The 16,934-nt window shown below is 71.3% G+C and carries 17 protein-coding genes; 8 read left to right on the top strand and 9 right to left on the bottom strand.

From position 1 onward, the window contains the following. Nucleotides 1–10: 10 nt before the first annotated feature. Nucleotides 11–700, bottom strand: a complete 690-nt coding sequence (locus LXN57_RS31640; RefSeq protein WP_251801843.1) for a response regulator transcription factor — start codon at nucleotides 698–700, stop codon at nucleotides 11–13. A gap of 91 nt (nucleotides 701–791) precedes the next feature. Between LXN57_RS31640 and LXN57_RS31635 the strand changes: the two genes are divergently transcribed. From LXN57_RS31635 to LXN57_RS31625, 3 genes are read left to right on the top strand one after another with little or no spacing between them, the layout of a single operon-like run. Next, on the top strand, nucleotides 792–1,844 hold the full coding sequence (locus LXN57_RS31635) for a peptidoglycan-binding protein (RefSeq protein ID WP_251801842.1): 1,053 nt from the start codon (nucleotides 792–794) through the stop codon (nucleotides 1,842–1,844). A 32-nt stretch (nucleotides 1,845–1,876) separates the two neighbouring features. After that, nucleotides 1,877–2,530, top strand: coding sequence for an ABC transporter ATP-binding protein (locus LXN57_RS31630; protein ID WP_251801896.1), 654 nt, complete (start codon nucleotides 1,877–1,879; stop codon nucleotides 2,528–2,530). Further along, a complete protein-coding gene (locus LXN57_RS31625) occupies nucleotides 2,527–3,705 on the top strand; it encodes an ABC transporter permease (RefSeq protein ID WP_251801841.1) in 1,179 nt (392 codons plus the stop codon). Before LXN57_RS31630 ends, LXN57_RS31625 begins: the two co-directional genes overlap by 4 nt. A 77-nt stretch (nucleotides 3,706–3,782) precedes the next feature. On the opposite strand, the gene LXN57_RS31620 is transcribed toward LXN57_RS31625, so the two are convergent. Beyond that, complete coding sequence (locus LXN57_RS31620; protein WP_251801840.1) at nucleotides 3,783–4,355, bottom strand: hypothetical protein; 573 nt, start codon at nucleotides 4,353–4,355, stop codon at nucleotides 3,783–3,785. A gap of 308 nt (nucleotides 4,356–4,663) precedes the next feature. On the opposite strand from LXN57_RS31620, the gene LXN57_RS31615 reads away from it, so the two are divergent. Beyond that, nucleotides 4,664–6,013 carry a GH1 family beta-glucosidase gene (locus LXN57_RS31615; RefSeq protein ID WP_251801839.1) on the top strand — a complete coding sequence of 450 codons (1,350 nt, stop codon included), beginning with the start codon at nucleotides 4,664–4,666 and terminating at the stop codon, nucleotides 6,011–6,013. Here LXN57_RS31615 and LXN57_RS31610 read toward each other — a convergent pair. From LXN57_RS31610 to LXN57_RS31600, 3 genes are all read right to left on the bottom strand, one after another. Further along, a complete protein-coding gene (locus LXN57_RS31610) occupies nucleotides 5,967–6,737 on the bottom strand; it encodes a SigB/SigF/SigG family RNA polymerase sigma factor (RefSeq protein WP_251801838.1) in 771 nt (256 codons plus the stop codon). The genes LXN57_RS31615 and LXN57_RS31610 overlap by 47 nt on opposite strands. A gap of 277 nt (nucleotides 6,738–7,014) precedes the next feature. Continuing rightward, complete coding sequence (locus LXN57_RS31605) at nucleotides 7,015–7,791, bottom strand: inositol monophosphatase family protein (RefSeq protein WP_251801837.1); 777 nt, start codon at nucleotides 7,789–7,791, stop codon at nucleotides 7,015–7,017. A gap of 153 nt (nucleotides 7,792–7,944) precedes the next feature. Continuing rightward, complete coding sequence (locus LXN57_RS31600) at nucleotides 7,945–8,715, bottom strand: COG4315 family predicted lipoprotein (protein ID WP_251801836.1); 771 nt, start codon at nucleotides 8,713–8,715, stop codon at nucleotides 7,945–7,947. Nucleotides 8,716–8,939: 224 nt separating this feature from the next. Between LXN57_RS31600 and LXN57_RS31595 the strand changes: the two genes are divergently transcribed. Beyond that, the gene (locus LXN57_RS31595; RefSeq protein WP_221380126.1) at nucleotides 8,940–9,473 is read left to right on the top strand and encodes a sigma-70 family RNA polymerase sigma factor; all 534 of its coding nucleotides are present in this window, start codon (nucleotides 8,940–8,942) and stop codon (nucleotides 9,471–9,473) included. Further along, complete coding sequence (locus LXN57_RS31590; protein WP_251801835.1) at nucleotides 9,470–10,189, top strand: anti-sigma factor family protein; 720 nt, start codon at nucleotides 9,470–9,472, stop codon at nucleotides 10,187–10,189. The genes LXN57_RS31595 and LXN57_RS31590 overlap by 4 nt, the downstream gene beginning before the upstream one ends. A gap of 71 nt (nucleotides 10,190–10,260) precedes the next feature. On the opposite strand, the gene LXN57_RS31585 is transcribed toward LXN57_RS31590, so the two are convergent. The 4 genes from LXN57_RS31585 to LXN57_RS31570 all read right to left on the bottom strand — a co-directional run bounded on the left by LXN57_RS31585 (nucleotide 10,261) and on the right by LXN57_RS31570 (nucleotide 15,024). Next, complete coding sequence (locus tag LXN57_RS31585) at nucleotides 10,261–10,878, bottom strand: NADPH-dependent F420 reductase (protein ID WP_251801834.1); 618 nt, start codon at nucleotides 10,876–10,878, stop codon at nucleotides 10,261–10,263. A gap of 330 nt (nucleotides 10,879–11,208) precedes the next feature. Beyond that, nucleotides 11,209–12,531: a pectate lyase family protein gene (locus LXN57_RS31580; protein WP_251801833.1), complete on the bottom strand. Its 1,323-nt coding sequence runs from the start codon at nucleotides 12,529–12,531 to the stop codon at nucleotides 11,209–11,211. Nucleotides 12,532–12,954: 423 nt separating this feature from the next. After that, on the bottom strand, nucleotides 12,955–14,022 hold the full coding sequence (locus LXN57_RS31575) for a pectinesterase family protein (protein ID WP_251801832.1): 1,068 nt from the start codon (nucleotides 14,020–14,022) through the stop codon (nucleotides 12,955–12,957). A gap of 399 nt (nucleotides 14,023–14,421) precedes the next feature. Beyond that, nucleotides 14,422–15,024, bottom strand: coding sequence for a TetR/AcrR family transcriptional regulator (locus LXN57_RS31570; protein ID WP_251801831.1), 603 nt, complete (start codon nucleotides 15,022–15,024; stop codon nucleotides 14,422–14,424). A gap of 68 nt (nucleotides 15,025–15,092) precedes the next feature. Between LXN57_RS31570 and LXN57_RS31565 the strand changes: the two genes are divergently transcribed. Both LXN57_RS31565 and LXN57_RS31560 read left to right on the top strand, forming a co-directional pair. Beyond that, nucleotides 15,093–15,773, top strand: a complete 681-nt coding sequence (locus tag LXN57_RS31565) for a hypothetical protein (RefSeq protein ID WP_251801830.1) — start codon at nucleotides 15,093–15,095, stop codon at nucleotides 15,771–15,773. 85 nt (nucleotides 15,774–15,858) lie between these two features. Next, the gene (locus tag LXN57_RS31560; protein ID WP_251801829.1) at nucleotides 15,859–16,830 is read left to right on the top strand and encodes a CPBP family intramembrane glutamic endopeptidase; all 972 of its coding nucleotides are present in this window, start codon (nucleotides 15,859–15,861) and stop codon (nucleotides 16,828–16,830) included. Nucleotides 16,831–16,934 lie beyond the last annotated feature (104 nt).

Raw genomic sequence — 16,934 nt, 5'->3', positions numbered from 1 at the left:
CGGGGCGTCCTCACGGCGTACCGGAGGAGAACTTGTAGCCCACCCCGTAGACGGTGACCAGCTGGGTGGGCTGCTGCGGATCGTTCTCGATCTTGCGGCGCAGGTTGAGCACGTGCATGTCGATGGTGCGCTCGGTGGAGCTGCGGTCGATGCCGCGGGTGTGGTGCAGCAGCTGGGCGCGCGTGAACACCCGGTCCGGCTGCTCGGCCATGGCGGCCAGGATCGCGAACTCGCCCCGCGTGCACTCGACCGGCTCGCCGTCGACCGTCACGTGGTGGCGGGCCAGATCGACGGCCACCCGCCCGATCCGCCGTGGCGCGGGACCGTCCGGCCCGCTCGGAGCCCGCCGCAGCAGGGTCCGCACCCGAGCCATCAGCTCGCGCGGGCTGTACGGCTTGGTCAGGTAGTCGTCCGCGCCGAGCTCCAGTCCGAGCAGCAGATCCTCCTCGGTGGTGCGGGCGGTGAGCATCAGCACCAGCACGTCCGACTCCTCGCGCAGCGTGCGGCACACACGTAGCCCGTCCAGGCCCGGCATCATCACGTCCAGCACCAGTAGGCCCGGCCGCCAGCGCCGGGCCTCGTCGAGCGCGGCCCGCCCGTCGTGCACGACCAGCGTCTCGTGCCCCTCAGCGGCCAGGTAGCGCCGCACGACCTCGGCCTGCCGCGGATCGTCCTCGGCCACCAGCACCTTCGCGCACATGGCGGCGACTATAGGTCGGCCGGGGAAGGGCGGGCCGGAAAGCGGCGATACCTGACAGGATCCTGACGATCGCCGGACACGCTGCTCAACCATGTCTTACCGCAAAATCACGACCGGCGTCCTGGCGATGGTCGTCGTGGCCGCCGCGGCCGGCTTCGTCCTGACCCGTGACCGGGAGGCCGGCCGGACGCCGGTGGCCGAGCAGAGCGCGCAGGTCGCGACCGTGCGGGTCGAGCGCCGGGACCTGTCCACCACGACGTCGCTGCCCGGGCGCATCGGCTACGGCTCGGCCCGCCCGCTGGCCGGGCACACGACGGCCACGGTCACCTGGCTGCCGCCCGTGGGCAAGACGATCAAACGGGGTCGTCAGCTGTTCCGGGCCGACGACGCGCCGGTGGTGCTGTTCTACGGCGGGTTGCCGCTCTACCGGCCCATCGCCACGCCGCTCATGTCGGGGCGGGACGTGCGGATCATCGCGGACAACCTGCGGGCGCTGGGCTACCGGGTCGGCTACCGGCCCGCGAACACGCCGGCCGGTGAGAGTGTGCTGACCCCGGCCCTGACAGCCGCGATCAAGAAGTGGCAGCGGGATCTCGGGCGGCCGGTCACCGGGACGGTCGCGGTGGGTGACGTCGAGGTGCAGGCCGGGGCCGTACGGGTGGAGTCGCTGACCGTGCAACCCGGCGTCCCCGCCGCCGCGGAGCTGATGACCGTCACCTCGACCCGCAAGGTGATCACCGTGGCGGCCGAGCTGGGCGACGCGGCCAAGCTGACGCGGGGCGCCCGGGTGAGCGTCGCGCTGCCCGACGACCGTACGGTCAAGGCCCGGGTCACCGCCGTGGGCCGCGACCTGACCGCCGGCGACGGCGAAGCGCCCAAGCTCACGGTGTCCGTGGTGGTCGACGATCCCCGGCGGATCGCACAGCTGGACTCGGCCGAGGTCGAGGTCACCTTCCCCGGTCGTACGGCGAAAAAGGTCCTGGCCGTGCCGATCGAGGCCCTCGTGGCGCTCAGCGAGGGCGGATACGCCGTACAGGGACCGCAGGGCTTGATCTCCGTCAAGACCGGCATGTTCGCCGGCGGCTGGGTGCAGGTGAGCGGCCCGGGCCTGACCGAGGACATGGCCGTGGTGGTGGCCGCGTGAGCACGCCCGTTCTGTCCGTACGCGAGGCCGGGATGGTCTATCCGGGCGGCGTGACCGCGCTCGCCGGCGTGAGCCTCGACGTGGCCGCGGGCGAGCTCGTGGCCATCGTGGGGCCGTCCGGCTCGGGCAAGTCGACCCTGCTGAACATCGTCGGCACGCTCGACCGGCCCACCACCGGCACCGTGCTGATCGGCGGGCGGGACGTCGCCACCCTGCGCGACCGCCACCTGTCCGCCCTGCGGGCCCGCGAGATCGGCTTCGTCTTCCAGCAGTTCCACCTGGCCGACGGGCTGAGCGCGGCCGAGAACGTCGCCACCGGCCTGCTGTACGCCGGAGTGCCGCGCCGCCACCGGCGGGAGCGCGCCCTGCACGCGCTGGACCGGGTCGGCCTGGCCCACCGGTCCTCGCACCGCTCGCAGCAGCTGTCGGGCGGCGAACGGCAGCGCGTCGCGATCGCCCGCGCGCTGGTCAACCGGCCCTCCCTCGTGCTGGCCGACGAACCCACCGGCGCTCTGGACAGTGCGAACGGGCACGCCGTCCTCGAGCTGCTGCGCCGGCTCAACGAGGAGGGCACGACCATCGCGCTGATCACCCACGACCGGGACATCGCGGCCTCGATGCCCCGCCGGATCGAGATGCGCGACGGGCGGATCGTCCGCGACGAGGTCACGGCGGTGCCGGCATGAGGCCGCTGGACCTGTTCGGGCTGGGCCTGCTCGGCCTGCGGACCCGGCCCGCGCGGGCGGCGTTGTCCGGGCTGGGCATCGCGATCGGCATCGCCACCATGCTTGTCGTGACCGGCATCCCGGCGTCCAGCCAGGCCGCGCTGGTCGAGGAGCTCGACGCGCTCGGCACCAACGCGTTGCAGGCGGTGGCGCGGCCCGACGTCGAACCGCCGGCCCGGCTGCCCGAGTCGGCGGTGGAGATGGTCCGCCGGATCGGCCCGGTCACGGCGGTCAGCGCGGTCGCCAACACCCACACCCTCGTACGCCGCAACGACCGCACCGACCCGGCCGACGGACTGGGCCTGACCGTGCTGGCGAGCCGGCTCGACCTGCTGCCCACGATCGACGCGCGGATCCGGCGTGGCCGCTGGCTCACCCCGGCCACCGAGCGCTTCCCGGCCGTGGTGCTCGGCTCGGTGGCGGCCACCCGGCTCGGGATCACCGACCTGATCCCCGGCCGCCCGTCGCCCCAGGTGGTGATCGCCGACCGCGGGTTCACCGTGGTCGGGATCCTGGCCACCACCCCGCTCTCACCCGACATCGACCGGTCGGTGCTGGTCGGCTGGCCCGCGGCCAAGGCCCACCTGGATTTCGACGGCAGCCCGACCGTCCTGTATGTGCAGTGCGACGAGCCCCAACTGGAAGCGGTGCGGGCCGTCCTGGCCGAGACGGTCTCCCCGGAACGACCGGGCGCGGTGGTCGTCACCCGGCCCTCCGACGCGCTGGCGGCCAAGCGCGCCACCGAAAGCAGCTTCTCGGTGCTGTTCCTGGCGCTGGCCGCGGTGGCGCTGATCATCGGCGGCATCGGGGTGGCCAACACGATGGTGGTGTCGGTGCTCGAACGGCGCTCGGAGATCGGCCTGCGGCGCGCGCTGGGCGCCACCCGGGGGCAGATCCGCGGCCAGTTCCTCACCGAGTCGGTGCTGCTGGCCACGGCCGGCGGCCTCGGCGGCACGACACTGGGGCTGCTGGCCACCCTGGGCTACGCCCGCTGGCAGGACTGGCCGTTGGTCGTCCCGGCCGAGGCGGCGCTGGCCGGGGTGGGCAGCGCCGTGGTCATCGGCGTGCTGGCGGGCGTGTATCCGTGCGTACGGGCGGCCCGCCTGACCCCGACGCAAGCGCTCGCCACAGTCTGACTCGCCACAGTCTGACAGCGAAGGGTGCGGCGGCCTGTCCAGGCCGCCGCACCCTCAGTCGGTTCGCACTGCGACTCTTACTTCTTGGCGGCGACCTGGCGCTCGCACTCCGGGGCCAGCTCCAAGCCCAGCCGGATCGAGCGGGAGTCGTTCTGATCGCCACCGAGGGCGATGCTGATGCCGTCGTCGGAAACAGCCACGTACTTGACGCCCTTCTCCTTCAGGCAGGCGACCACGTCCCGCGCGAAGTCCCGCGCCTCCGGGTTGGCCGGATCCTTCTCCCAGGGCGGCAACGGCAGGAACTGCGGTTCGCAGATCCGGTTGGCATCCTCGGTCTTGTCCATCTCGGCCTTGGTCGCGGGCCGCGGAGCGCCGCCCGCGCCGGGGTTGCCCTTCACAATGCCGCCGTGCTCCTTCATGCACTTGTTGTACGGCACGAGCATCGCCTCGTACTCCTCGGGCGTGGTGTCGAGCCGTTCCCGCGGCCGCTGCGGCTTGGCCGGCGCCTTCCCCTCGGCCGACGGCGCGGCGCTGGCCAGCGTGGCCACCTTGGCGCCCTGTTTCTCCGCCGGCTCCCCGCCACAGCCTGACAGCGCCACCAGCGCGATCGCGGTCATGCTCGCGCTCGTCAGCAACAGGTGTCCACGCATGGATAGTCCTCACCTTCCGCCCGGGTCGCTCCCGGGCTCTCCTGCCCGGCGGCTCCCGAGCGTCTGGCTCGGTTCTGTTCCGGGCCGAGCGACCAGCCTCGCGACCGGAAGTCAGGAAGCTGTCAGACCGCCGGACAGGGTGGAAATGGGCAACGGGTGGCTGTCTCGGGGCCGGGACGACCACGGCGGCGCGGCGGCCGGCCGAGGTTCCACGAGACGCCTCCGGACGGCCGGCAGGCCTGGCCGGCGCTTGGGGCCCGACGTGCCGACCGCGGAAGCCGGCGCAGCGCCTGTATTAGGGTCAGCAGATGGTGGATCCGCTGCCCCTCTTCCCCGATGGATTTCTCTTCGGCTGCTCCACGGCCTCTTACCAGATCGAAGGGGCGGTGCACGAGGACGGGCGCGGTCGCTCCATCTGGGACACGTTCTCGCACACCGAGGGCAGGACGCTCAACGGCGACACCGGCGACGTGGCCTGCGACCACTACCACCGCTATCCCGAGGACATCGCCCTGCTGGCCGATCTGGGCGTCGGCGCGTACCGGTTCTCGATCGCCTGGCCCCGGGTGCAGCCGACCGGGTCGGGCATGCCCAACCGGGCCGGCCTCGACTTCTACGACCGGCTGGTCGACGCGCTGCTCGAAAAGGGCATCGTGCCGGTGCCGACGCTGTTCCACTGGGATCTGCCGCAGGCCCTGGAGGATCGGGGCGGCTGGCTGAACCGCGACACGGCCTCGTACTTCGCCGACTACGCCTCGCACGTGGTCACCCGCCTCGGTGACCGGGTCCGCCGGTGGATCACCCTCAACGAGCCGATCGTGCACATGGCCCAGGGGTACGCGTACGGCAGTCACGCCCCCGGCCGCACCCTCATGCTCGACGCGCTGCCCGTCGCGCACCACCAACTGCTCGGCCACGGGCTGGCCGCGCGGGCGTTGCGCGCGGCGGGCGCGTCCGAGGTGATGATCACCAACAACTGCACGCCGGTCCAGCCGGCGGGCGAGGACGCGGGTGACGTCACCGCCGCGGCCGTCTACGACGCCTTCCACAACCGGCTCTTCAACGATCCGGTGCTGCTCGGTTCGTACCCCGGCTTCCTCGCCGACGCCCTGGGCGACCTCGTCCGCGACGGCGACCTGGCGGTGATCAGCACGCCGCTCGACGCGCTCGGCATCAACTACTACAACCCCACCCAGGTCGGCGCTCCGGGCGAGGATTCCCCGCTGCCGTTCGAGCTGCAACCGATCGAGGGCTACCCGACCACCGCGTTCGGCTGGCCGGTCGTCCCGTCCGGGCTCACCGACCTGCTGACCGGCCTGCGCGAGACGTACGGCGAGGCGCTGCCCCCGATCCACATCACCGAGAACGGCTGCTCGACCGCGCCCGGCGTCCACGACCAGTTCCGCGTCGACTACCTGGACGGCCACCTGCGAGCCGTGCACGACGCCATCGCCGCCGGGGTCGACGTGCGCGGGTATTTCGTCTGGTCCCTGCTCGACAACTTCGAGTGGGCCGAGGGCTACAGCCAGCGGTTCGGGCTCGTCGAGGTCGACTTCGACACCCAGGTCCGTACGCCGAGAGACTCGTACCGCTGGCTGCAGTCCGCCCTGCTCACTGCTCGCCGAGGTGGCTCCGCAGCTTGGCCAGGGCCCGGGTGAGCAGCCGGGACACGTGCATCTGGGAGATGCCGACCTGCTCGGCGATCTGGGTCTGCGTCAGGTTGCCGTAGAAACGCAGGTGGACGATCCGCTGCTCGCGCTCGTTCAGGGTGGCCAGGGCGGGCCCGAGCGCGACCCGGAACTCGGCCGCCTCGAACTCGCGGTCCTCGCCGCCCAGGGTGTCGCCGAGCTCGGTCGTGCCGTCGGCGCTGACCGGGGTGGAGAGGCTGGTGGCGTTGTAGGCGCGGGCGCCTTCCAGGCCCTCGAGCACCTCTTCCTCGGTGACCCCGAGGTGGGTGGCGATGTCGGCCACGGTGGCGGCCCGGCCCAGCTCGTTGCTGAGCGTCGCGTTGGCGGCGGTGATGGCGAGCCGCATCTCCTGCAGCCGCCGCGGCACCCGGACCGACCAGGTGCGGTCACGGAAGTGCCGCTTGATCTCCCCGACGATGGTCGGGATCGCGTACCCCGCGAAGTCGACCCCGCGGTCGGCGTCCCACCGGTCGACCGCCTTGATCAGGCCGACCACGGCCACCTGGAACAGGTCGTCCGCGGGCTCACCGCGCCCGGCGTACCGCTGCGCGAGATGACGCCCCAGCGGCAGCCAGGCCTCGATCGCCCGGTCCCGCAGCTCGGCCCGCGACGGATGCCCGGCAGGCAGCGCGGCCATCGCGGTGATCAGCTCACTCGCGGTGTCCGTGTCGGCTGAAGCGGTGAGGACAGACATGTACGAGGCTCCTTCTCCACGGGCGACCATCCCAGGCCACCGGCAACGCCCGCCTCACTTGCCCCAGCCACTCCCTTGTCCAAACTCATCCGAACGGGTGGGAGATCACGAAAACCGTCCCACTGCCGATCATCCGAACACCCCATAACCCAAGTGACGTCCAGAGAGATGCGCCGGGCCGCGGCGAGTCGGTTCCGCCGGCGCCTCGGAAGGGTGGGCAGTCGAGGAAGACGTCGCCGGCAACAGCAGTCGCCGTCATCGGGGCCGCCGGTTGGCCCTATGCCGCCGCGCGTACCTGCTCCGACAACGCCGGCCACAGCGCCGGAGCGGCGCCTACGGTGAGGTCGGTCGTGAAGTCGTCGCCCCGGCCGCCGAGGACGACGCCCGCCTCGCGCGCGATCAGCGCGCCGGCGGCGATGTCCCACAGGTTCGTGTCGAGGGCCAGACCGGCGTCCAGCCGTCCGGCCGCCAGGTAGACCAGGTTCAGCGCGGCCGGCAGCCGGCGGATGTCGCCGCAGACCGGCAGCAGCTCCCGGATCACCTTGCCCGCGCGTTCCTTGGTGGCCGGGTTGGGCTGGAAGCTGACGCCCACCAGCGCCTCGGCCAGCGGCGGCCCGCCCGACACGGTGATCTTCTCGCCGTTCAGAGAGGCTCCGCCGCCGTCGATCGCGCTGAACGTCTCGTTCGCGACGGGCTCGTGCACGACAGCCACCCGCGGCTCGTCACCTTCGTACAGCGCGATGCAGACCGACCAGGGTCCCGTACGGCTGATGTAGTTCCGGGTGCCGTCGAGCGGATCGATCACCCAGTTCCAGCCGCTGCTGCCGGCCCGGCCGTTGCCCTCCTCGGCCTGCACGGCGTCGTCGGGCCAGGCCGCGTGGAGCGCCTCGACGATCAGCCGCTCGCTGGCGATGTCGACATCGCTGACGACGTCGTTGGCGTGTGCCTTGGGTGCCCCTACGCGCAGGGTGTCGCGCCGCTCGAGCTGCAACCGGCCGGCCCGCACGGCCAGCTCGGCGGCGAGATCGCGTACGCCGGAAAGATCTCGATCCATTCGGGCCACGTTATCGGGTTACCTTCTCCATCCGGGACGGAGTCGCGGCGCGCGCTTCATCTGGGCCGGAGTTCCGGCGCGCGGGCAAAAACGCGCCCGGCGGTTGCTGACCGCCGGGCGCGCCCCCGATGTGCGTTGCTGGCTCTGTCGGCTCTATTTGGCGCCGCTCGAGGCGAGTGGGCCGGGCGTCGCCGCGGTCTTGCCGCCGTCCGGCTTGATGGCGAACCACTTGCCGTTCAGGCCCTGGCCGCTGATGTCGCCGGCCTTGGCGTCGGCGACGAAGTAGTAGACCGGCCAGCCGTTGATCGTCACCTGGCACGTCCCGTCGCCGCGCTCGACGAAGCCGACGATCTCGGGGTCGACGCCGTCCGGGAAGATCTTGCCGGGGGAGCGGATGAGCAGCGGCGGCCAGGCGGTCGCGCAGTCACCCTTGCAGTTGGTCTTCGGCGGCTTGTTCGTGTCGTTGTCGAACCGGTAGAGCGTCCGGCCGGCCCCGTCGGTCACGTACGTGCCGATCTGCTCGTTGTCGGTGGTGTTCAGCTCGACCGTCTTGCTGCCGGCCGTCCGCGACTTCGGCGGGGTGATGTCCTGCTGCGAGGGGCCGCTGAAGATCTTGACCCACCGCTGCTTCTTGGCGACCGTGGGCGACGCCGCGGGCTCCGGAGCGGCCTGCTCGTCCTCCTGCGCCTGTGCCTCTTCGGTGGCCGGGAGGGTCTCCTCGGCCACCGGCGGCTCGGCGCCCGCCAGTTCGGGCAGCTCACCCGGGCCCTGGGGGTTGAGCGGGGCTGCGGACTGCTGCACCGCCACCGGCACCGGCAGGTCGGCCGCCGCGTCGGTCGGTGCGGCCTGGCTGCCGCACGCTGCGACACTCGCCAGAGCGGCCAGCATGGTTACGGCGTAGATCGTCCTGCTCCGCTTGATCATGGCTAGCTCCATCTCGTGCCGGTCGTGCCCGTCCGAAGGGGATGACCTCCACACGCCGGGCCCCACGCGGCGGTTCACCGGGATGTGCCACTTTCTCGGGAATCTGATCCGCGGAGGCCCGGGGGCACGTATTCCCGGTAGCCGCAGCACAGTACTTTCATCGATGTCGTCACAAGCCTGCGAAGGAGACGGCACGGGAAAGAGTGCCGCGGGGAGAGAGACGGATGCCGTCGAGCAGACAGAGACCGCACCGGGAGGTGGCCGATGAGGCGCTGGTCAGATCGTTGTTCCAGGAACACGGACGAGCCATGCTCGCGTACGCCACGCAGCTGACCCGCGACCGCGCCGCCGCCGAGGACGTGGTCCAGGAGGCGCTGGTCCGCGCCTGGCGGCACCCCGACAGCCTCAACAACGGCAAGGGGTCCGTACGGGGCTGGCTGCTCACGGTCTGCCGCAACATCGTCCTGGATCAGATCCGCGCCCGGAACCGCCGGCCCCCCGAGGTGGCCGAGAGCCCGCCCGACGCCGCTGTGGAGCAGGACCACTCCGACCAGGTGGTCACGTCGATGGTCGTCGTCGACGCGCTCAGCCGGCTCTCCACCGAGCACCGTGAAGTGCTCGAGCAGGTGTATCTGAAAGGCAACACGGTGGCCGAGGCGGCCGAGGTGCTCGGCATCCCGCCGGGCACAGTGAAATCGCGGTCCTTCTATGCGTTGCGGGCCTTGCGCGAGGCCGGCACGGAACGGTTGGCATCATGACTACGCCGGAAAGGGCGAACCCGACCAACGACCACGTCGACCTGGCCGGCTACCTGCTGGAAATGCTCTCCGAGGACGAGAAGGCCGAGGCCGACGAGCACCTGGCCGGCTGCGCCGAGTGCCGCGCCGAGCGTGACTCGCTGCGCCAGTGGTCCGACCAACTCGGCGGCGTCCCCGAGGAGATGCTGCTCGACGGCCCGCCCGACGACGCCGACCTGCTGCTGCAACGCACGCTGCGCCAGGTGCGCCGCGAATCGTCCGGTCGCCGCTACCGCCGGCTGGCCACGGTCACGTCCATCGCCGCCGCGGCCGTCGTGCTCGCCATCGGCGGCGGCGTGCTGGTCGGGCGGGGCACGGCCCCCGAGTCGACACCGGTCGCCCAGCCCTCCGCGACCCTGTCGGTACCGGCCGGCGCCCAGCTCGGGTCGGGCACCGACGCGGCCACCGGCGCCCGGATGCAGGTCGTGGTGACGCCCGCGGCCGGCTGGGTACGGGTGACGGCCACCGTCGGCGGCATCCCGGCGGGTGAGAAGTGCGTGCTCGAAGTGGTCGGCCGCGACGGTTCGACGGCCTTCGCCGGCAGCTGGCTGGTCTCACCGGCCGGCGAGTCGGGCGGCACGACGCTCAACGGGAGCGCCCTCATCGACCCCGCGCAGGTCCAAGCCGTACGCGTGGTGAACACCAGCGGAAAGGCCTTCGTCACCGTCGACGTGTGACCTTTCGTCACAGTCCGGGATTCGTCGCCTGGGTGTTCGTCACGCTCTGGGAGTGGGCGTCTCGGCGGTCGTCACGGTCGCAGCGTGAGCGCCTCGGCCAGAACGTCCTTCGCGTGGAAGACGTCGACCTCGTTCTGCTGCAGCGGGCCGCCGGGCTCGAGGAGCCGGGCCGCCTCGGCGCCGCCCACGTAGTAGGGCGCGAAGCCCATGTCGCGGATGATCGTGGCTGCGGCCTGGCGGGCGTCGCGCAGGTCGGTGCAGACGAACTCGGCCAGCAGCGGGTCGTGCCCGCGGCGGTGCTGCAGCACGTTGGCGGGCAGCGTGTTCAGCGCCTTCGCCCAGTGCGCCTGGGGCGCCAGCTGCATCAGCGACTCGAACCCACTGGCGGCCCCGCCGGGCAGCGGCCCGACCGGGTTGGTCGCGTCGATGACGATCTTGCCGTTGAGGGCGGTGCCGGCCAGCTCGATCGCCTCGGGCGCGGACTCCCAATTCGGCGCGAACAACACGACGTCGGCGAAGTCGACCGCCTCGGCCACCGGCAGCGCCGTACCGTGGCCGCCGAGATGGGTGACCACCGCGCCGAGCCGCTCCGGATGCCGCGACGTCACGGCCACATCGTGGCCACCCTCCACGCACCACTCGGCGAGGGTTGCGCCGAGCTGTCCTGCCCCGATCACGCCGATCTGCATGCCCTCAGGGTGCCTGTTCACCACCTCGTCCGAGTGGCGAACAGCCATTTTCGCCCTCGCGCAATCCGGCCCCTGACCTGCGTCGTTTTGCTAAATTTCTCGGCCACGCCGCGTCGATTGCCGCCCACCGCCGCAGCGGCGCCCCGTCCGTGCGGCGGCGGCGCTCGGTTCGTGCGGCGGTGGCGCTCGGTTCGTGCGGCGGCGACGCTCGGTTTGCGCGTCGGTGGTGCTCGGTTCGTGACGGCGGCGCTCGGTTCGCGCGGCAGGACTGGGCGGTGTGTGCGGCGGTGCTGCCCGGTTCATGCTGTGTGGTGGGCGGTCCGCGCCGCCTCAGCGCAGGACGCGGCGGATGCCCACCCCGGCACTGACGACGGCCGGGACGGCGGCCGTGGGGTGTACCCGCGTGCGCAGGGTGGGCGTCCAGCCGGCGTCCGGGGCGAGGTCGGGGTCGTGGGCGGCGTTGTAGGCGGCGACCAGGTCGACCGGCCGGGGTGCGCGCCCCGAGATCTGCACCAGCGACCCGGTCGCGGTGATCCGGGTGCCCTTCCAGTACGCGATGACGTCGGAGGCGGGCACGTCAGCGCTCAGCCGGAAGTAGTTGTTCTCGGCGTAGATGCTCGACTCGACGCCCACACCGAGGGAGTAGCCGTACTCCTCGTCGGTGGCCACGTACAGGTTGTTGTAGACATCGACCTGGCCGAACCGCACTCGCGGGGCCCGCTGGACGACGTTGCCGAAGCGGTTGTGGTGCACGGTGACGCGCAGCTTGCCCACGTCCACGCCGGGTGTGTCGGTCGAGCCGATCAGCATGGTCTTGTCGTGGTCGTAGTAGTCGTTCCAGGAGACCGTGATCAGGTCCGAGCCGCGGATGAAGTCGGTCGCGCCGTCGTGCACCTGGTAGGGCCGGCCGAAGCGCAGCGGCTGGTCGGCGTCGTGGTTGTTGCCGTCGCTGAACGTGTTGTGGTCGAGCCACACGTTGGTCGCGCCGCTGAGCGAGACCAGGTCGTAGAGCGAGTTCCAGTTGCCGGCCGCACCGTCGGTCGGATCCCACCCCGGGAAGCAGTCCGCAGCGTCGGTGACCTCGAGATTTCGCACGATCACGTTGCTGACGTTGGTGAGCACCAGGCTGCCGTGCTCGAGCCGCCCGCCGTTGATCCCGACGATTGTCGTGTTGCTGCCGACGACCGCGCGGATCTGGTCGCCCTGGGCGCGCGCCGACCGGACTCGGGCGTCCTCGAGCGGACCGGTCGGTTTGGCCGCCCGACCCCAGACGGCCGGGTCGTACGCGGCCAGGAAAGCGTCCAGCGAGTAATCCGGATCGGCGAAGTCGTCGCACGTCCGGCCCGCCCGCAGGTCGATCCGACCCGAGACGAGGACGATCTTCGGCGTGTCCCCGGCGACGGCCGCGACCAGCTCGTCCCGGCTGCGCACCACGAAGACGTGCGCGTCGTCCGCGGCCGAGCCGCCCGTCGTGCCCGCCCCCGCCGACGCCCACCCGTCACCGGCGCCGATGCCCTGCCGGGCGAGCTGCACAGCGGCCGGAGGCGGCCCGCCGGACGCAGCCCCAGCGATCGTCGTCGGCGGCCCGGCAGCCGGCGGAGCGAACGCGAACAGCACCGCGGCAGCCAGCGAGGCCACAGGGAAGAGAGGCATGGCAGTTCCTTCCGGCGATCGGTGACACCGCTGTGACATGCGGGAAAGCGCTTGCCGCCACGGTCACACGACCGCCCATGCTCGTCAATGAAATGAACAACGCAGGAAATTTGCAGCGGCCGCCGGCCGGCAGCTCGAAGACCTCGGCGGCGCCGATCGCAGGGCCCTGCTCGCCGGCCGCGGGTCGCGAGTCGCGGGCCGAAGGTCGCGAGTCGGAGGGTGCGGGTGGGGTCGGGGGCGCAGGTTGTGGGTCGGAGGGTGCGGGTGGGGTCGGGGGCGCAGGTGGCGGGTCGGAGGGCGCGGTTGCTGGTCGCTGGTCGCAGGTCGCGAGTCGTGGGTCGGAGGAGGCGGGTCGCAGGGGGCCGGTCGGGGGCGCCGGTCGGGGGGTGCTCGCTGCGCGGGACGGTGGTGGATGCTGGGTCGTCAGTGGCGGTCGGGGGACCAGCCGTCGGTGCCGCGCAGGAAGGCGGGGACGGTCTGAGTGGCGGCTTCGGCCGGGGTCAGCTGGGGCCGGTCGGGCGTCACCGAGGCGCCGGGTCCGAAGTTGCGGTATTCGGCGAAGCGGGCCTCCCGCCACGGCCAGGTGCCGAAGTCGCTCCAGGGCGTCGATCCGATGTGGGCTTCGATGCGTGAGTCGCGGATGACCGTCTGGCCGATCGCGTCGGGGTCCTGGCTGGGATGCCAGGGCCGGCCCAGGAACACGGTTGCGGGCGCGGTGTCAGAGGTGAGAGCGCACCGCGTGAACAGGAAGCCGTGCGGGTTCGAAATGTCGGTGCTCGGGGCCGTGACATAGCCGTTGGGCGTGGTTCCGCGATGGAGCGAATGCACCCGGCACCGGTCGAAGACGGCCGTGGCCCGTCCGAAGATGAAGTCGACATCGCCCTCGACGTGGCAATCCCGGAAGTAGGCGCGGGCGACGGTCGTGGCGGCCGGACTGTTGACGTACAGGGTGTCCTGATTCCCGAGGAAGCGCACCCGTGAGAACGCCACCCGATCGGCCCGGGTCAGCACGGCGACGGCCTGCCGGTTCGTGATCTCCGGATGGGCCGCCTCGTCGAAGAGGTTGGCGAAAGTCAGGTTGTGCGCCCGGAATCCGGATCCGTCCACAGTGACCGAGGCGCTGCCGGTGGTTCCCCAGGTGCCACCGGCCGGGTTGGGCGTCCCGTTCGCCCGGTCGTCCGCGATCACCACGTCCTGCGGCCGCCGCCCGAGCCCGGCGATCGTGACGAGCGGCCGGTCGGCCCCGATGACAACCCTTCCCGCGTACGTGCCGGGCCGGACCCCGATGACGAAGGCCGACGCGTTCCCCGCGGGCGCGGCGTTCACCGCCTCCTGGATCCCGGCGAAGTCCCCGCTGCCGTCGGCCGCCACCACGACATGCGGAGCAAAGCTGCCCGGCCGTGCGGGCGACGCCGAAGCGCCCCGCCCGGCGAGGGTCGACGTGGCCGCGACGGCCCCGGTGGTGATCCCCAGAAACGTCCGTCTGCGCATGCCGCATCCCCTCCGAGCAAACGAAAAGCCTTCAGGTAAGGCCTTTCCTGCGGCACGGTAGGTCGCTCCATCGTCTTACGTCAATGGCACCGGACGGCCACTGCAAACTTCCGCCGAAGCCTTGGGGAGTAACCCCAGCCCATCACCATGATCTGCAAACGACCCCAGCCGAAAATCCCTTGTACCGAGGCGGCGCCCAGCGGGCGAGGTGGTTGAGCGCCGCCGACGGCACCGCGCTCGGCGAAGGTGCTCCAGGACTCGCGATCTCCGGCTCCGTCCCCGCCGAGCCGGCTGCAATTGCGGGGTTCGAAGGCGCGGCTGCCGCGGCCCGAGGTGCTGGCAGCCCTGACGTCACCTCAATATGAACCTGCCGAAAACACGAACCTGCCGAAGACGTGCTCATAGCTCTCTGAGGACGCAGTCGACGGCCATGTAGAGGGTTTCGGTCTCGGACTTCAGGATCGAGTCCTCGGCGGGCAGGGCTCGTTCGATCGATAGTCCGTTGAGGACGGTCAGGAGGAACTTCACTCGGCGGGCGTGATCCTCCCGGGGCAGCGCGCCTTCATCGGCGAGGACCGTCAGCCAGTACTCGATGCGCCCCCAACCGCCCCGCTCCAGGGCGAGATACGCCGCACGCGCCTCCTCGGTGGGTTCGGACGCGATATATGCCCGGTAAGCCGTGGTCCACGCCGCACGCGCCTGCTCGCCGACGCCGGCCGGCGCGAGCACTTGCCGGAGACAGTTGACCAGCCGATCCCGGGCGGGCAGCGATCGGTCGTGGATCGGGTCGTCCTGGAGCAGGTGGCCGTAGATCCTGGCGAGGACGGCGTCCTGCAGCGCGCGTTGGGTCGGGAAGTGGAACCTGAGCGAGCCCGTGCTCACCCCGGCGCGTGCCGCGACCGCGCGCACGCTCAGCCGCGCCCCCAGGTTCTCCGCAAGCATGGCCGCCGCAGCCGTGAGGATTCGTTCCCGCGAGCCGGTGCTCTTGTCGCCCTGTGCCATGTGCCACCTCCTATTACATCGTACTAGTACGCCGTGCTAGCTTCGCACTAGTACAGCGTGTTAGTGCGATGGCGGTGATCGGGGAGTGGGCGAGGAACGTGATCAAGGAATGGCAGCAACGGCGGGCAGTCAGGCGCATCAAGGGCGGCGACGGGCGGGCGTTGAAACCCCTCCGCTGGTGGCAGTTGGTCACCCGCGCACTGCTCTACCTGCCGCTGACCCACCCGGATGGCCGGCGGACGGTGTATGCCGTCGACCTGCCGTACCGGGCTGACACGGGCAGCGGCAAGGCGCGAGCGCACCTGTATCTCGACGGCAGACACCACGCCGAGTCGAAGCTGCCGGCTGCGTTCCCCGTCGAGGGCGGCACCATCGAGGTGGCGATCAGCGCCTTCGGGGTCAAACGCAGTCACTACATCACCGCCGCCGGCGCGGAGCACCAGCTCGTACCCGACCCGAAGTCCGCCGAGGGGCGCCGTGCCCGCGTCGAACGCGAGCATCCGGCGCTGAGTCACTCGATCGGCTTTCTCTCGGTGCTGATGCTGCTCATCGGCGTGGGGTTGAACCTGCTGCAGCTGGCCGAACCGCTCTCACGGATCCCCGCGATCGCCGAAAGCGTCGGACGCTTCGAATCGCCGGTCCACCTCCATGTCTGGCTCAACTTCGCCCTCGCCGTCGGGGCCGCTCTCGCCAGCGCCGAGCGGGCACTCCGCCTGCGTTACTCCGTGCTCGACCAAGCCGGGAAGTAACGGCACACCGTGCTCGACCAAGCCGGGAAGTAACGGCACACCGTGCTCGACCCGGCCGGGGAACAACGACCGATCAGAGGAAACCATGACCACGACAACCAGGCCGACCTGGCTACTCACTCCGGGCGAACCCCGCAACGGCCCGTCAGTTCCAGCCGCAGTGGAATACCACCGGGTGCTCGCGGGGGACAAGCGCCGGATCGGCCGCGGCATCCTCGCGATCCTGCTCCTGCTGGCAGGGCTCGTCATCTTCCCGACGGTCATCGGCCGGGCCGCCGCGCTCCTCGACGCTCAGATGGGTAAGACCCCACCGATCCTGGGCGGCACCGACTACACGCCGCTCTCCCATGCCAGTTCCATGATCGCCCTGGGCCTGCTCATACCGTGGAGCATGCTCATCCAGCGGTGGCTCTACGGCGTGCCCGGTGCGTCCCTGCACTCCGTGACGTCGCGGTTCCGCTTCGACCTGCTGGGCAAATCGCTCCTCGTCCTCGGCCCCGCCTGGCTGGTCGTCAACGTCCTCGGAGCTCTCACGCCGGTTGAGGAGTCGCCCTGGTCGCAGACCGACCTCGTCGCCCTCTTCATCGCCACGGTGCTCCTCACCCCGCTGCAATCCGCGGGCGAGGAATACGGCGTGCGGGGGCTCATGTTCCGCGTCATCGGAAGCTGGACACGCAGCCCACGAGCCGGGCTGGTCGCCGGGGTGCTGGGCTCGAGCGTGCTCTTCACGGCCGTCCACGGCGCGACGGATCCGTACATCATCGTCTGGTATTTCGTGCTCTGGACCGGGTTGGCCATCATCACCTGGCGCACGGGCGGGCTCGAGGTCGCGGTCATGCTCCACGCCGTGCTCAACACGTTCACCTTCCTCGTGGCCACGGCCCTGCGGGTAGACCTCGGAAGCGCGACGCAGGACCGCTCGGCCGGAGTCGGCTCGCCGTACCAGCTCGTCCCCACCTTCATGGTCATCGTCATGACCGCGATCGTCTGGTGGTGCACCCGAAAGTCGGGACCAGCACTTACCGCCGGCCGTAGTGTGGCGCCGCAGCCGGGCTGATCTCGAGCGTGCTCTTCACGGCCGAGCCGGCGCCGCGGCAGGGCGTGAGCCTGTCCGCATCGTGCGCGCGGCGGTTCCCCGCCTTGCGGACGGCGATCAACGCG

Origin of the sequence: Paractinoplanes hotanensis, assembly GCF_023717965.1 — a bacterium.
Lineage (GTDB): Bacteria > Actinomycetota > Actinomycetes > Mycobacteriales > Micromonosporaceae > Actinoplanes > Actinoplanes polyasparticus.
Note: the sequence above shows the minus strand (reverse complement) of the source record. Positions and strands in the feature narration are given on the sequence as shown.

What these genes read in the sequence shown, in the direction of transcription:
- LXN57_RS31635 (WP_251801842.1), top strand. Translation starts at nt 792, where the DNA reads ATGTCTTACCGCAAAATCACGACCGGCGTCCTGGCGATGGTCGTCGTG.
- LXN57_RS31630 (WP_251801896.1), top strand. Translation starts at nt 1,877, where the DNA reads ATGGTCTATCCGGGCGGCGTGACCGCGCTCGCCGGCGTGAGCCTCGAC.
- LXN57_RS31595 (WP_221380126.1), top strand. Translation starts at nt 8,940, where the DNA reads ATGCCGTCGAGCAGACAGAGACCGCACCGGGAGGTGGCCGATGAGGCG.
- LXN57_RS31585 (WP_251801834.1), bottom strand. Translation starts at nt 10,878, where the DNA reads ATGCAGATCGGCGTGATCGGGGCAGGACAGCTCGGCGCAACCCTCGCC.
- LXN57_RS31610 (WP_251801838.1), bottom strand. Translation starts at nt 6,737, where the DNA reads ATGTCTGTCCTCACCGCTTCAGCCGACACGGACACCGCGAGTGAGCTG.
- LXN57_RS31600 (WP_251801836.1), bottom strand. Translation starts at nt 8,715, where the DNA reads ATGATCAAGCGGAGCAGGACGATCTACGCCGTAACCATGCTGGCCGCT.
- LXN57_RS31590 (WP_251801835.1), top strand. Translation starts at nt 9,470, where the DNA reads ATGACTACGCCGGAAAGGGCGAACCCGACCAACGACCACGTCGACCTG.
- LXN57_RS31565 (WP_251801830.1), top strand. Translation starts at nt 15,093, where the DNA reads ATGGCGGTGATCGGGGAGTGGGCGAGGAACGTGATCAAGGAATGGCAG.
- LXN57_RS31575 (WP_251801832.1), bottom strand. Translation starts at nt 14,022, where the DNA reads ATGCGCAGACGGACGTTTCTGGGGATCACCACCGGGGCCGTCGCGGCC.
- LXN57_RS31560 (WP_251801829.1), top strand. Translation starts at nt 15,859, where the DNA reads ATGACCACGACAACCAGGCCGACCTGGCTACTCACTCCGGGCGAACCC.
- LXN57_RS31640 (WP_251801843.1), bottom strand. Translation starts at nt 700, where the DNA reads ATGTGCGCGAAGGTGCTGGTGGCCGAGGACGATCCGCGGCAGGCCGAG.
- LXN57_RS31605 (WP_251801837.1), bottom strand. Translation starts at nt 7,791, where the DNA reads ATGGATCGAGATCTTTCCGGCGTACGCGATCTCGCCGCCGAGCTGGCC.
- LXN57_RS31625 (WP_251801841.1), top strand. Translation starts at nt 2,527, where the DNA reads ATGAGGCCGCTGGACCTGTTCGGGCTGGGCCTGCTCGGCCTGCGGACC.
- LXN57_RS31615 (WP_251801839.1), top strand. Translation starts at nt 4,664, where the DNA reads ATGGTGGATCCGCTGCCCCTCTTCCCCGATGGATTTCTCTTCGGCTGC.
- LXN57_RS31580 (WP_251801833.1), bottom strand. Translation starts at nt 12,531, where the DNA reads ATGCCTCTCTTCCCTGTGGCCTCGCTGGCTGCCGCGGTGCTGTTCGCG.
- LXN57_RS31620 (WP_251801840.1), bottom strand. Translation starts at nt 4,355, where the DNA reads ATGCGTGGACACCTGTTGCTGACGAGCGCGAGCATGACCGCGATCGCG.
- LXN57_RS31570 (WP_251801831.1), bottom strand. Translation starts at nt 15,024, where the DNA reads ATGGCACAGGGCGACAAGAGCACCGGCTCGCGGGAACGAATCCTCACG.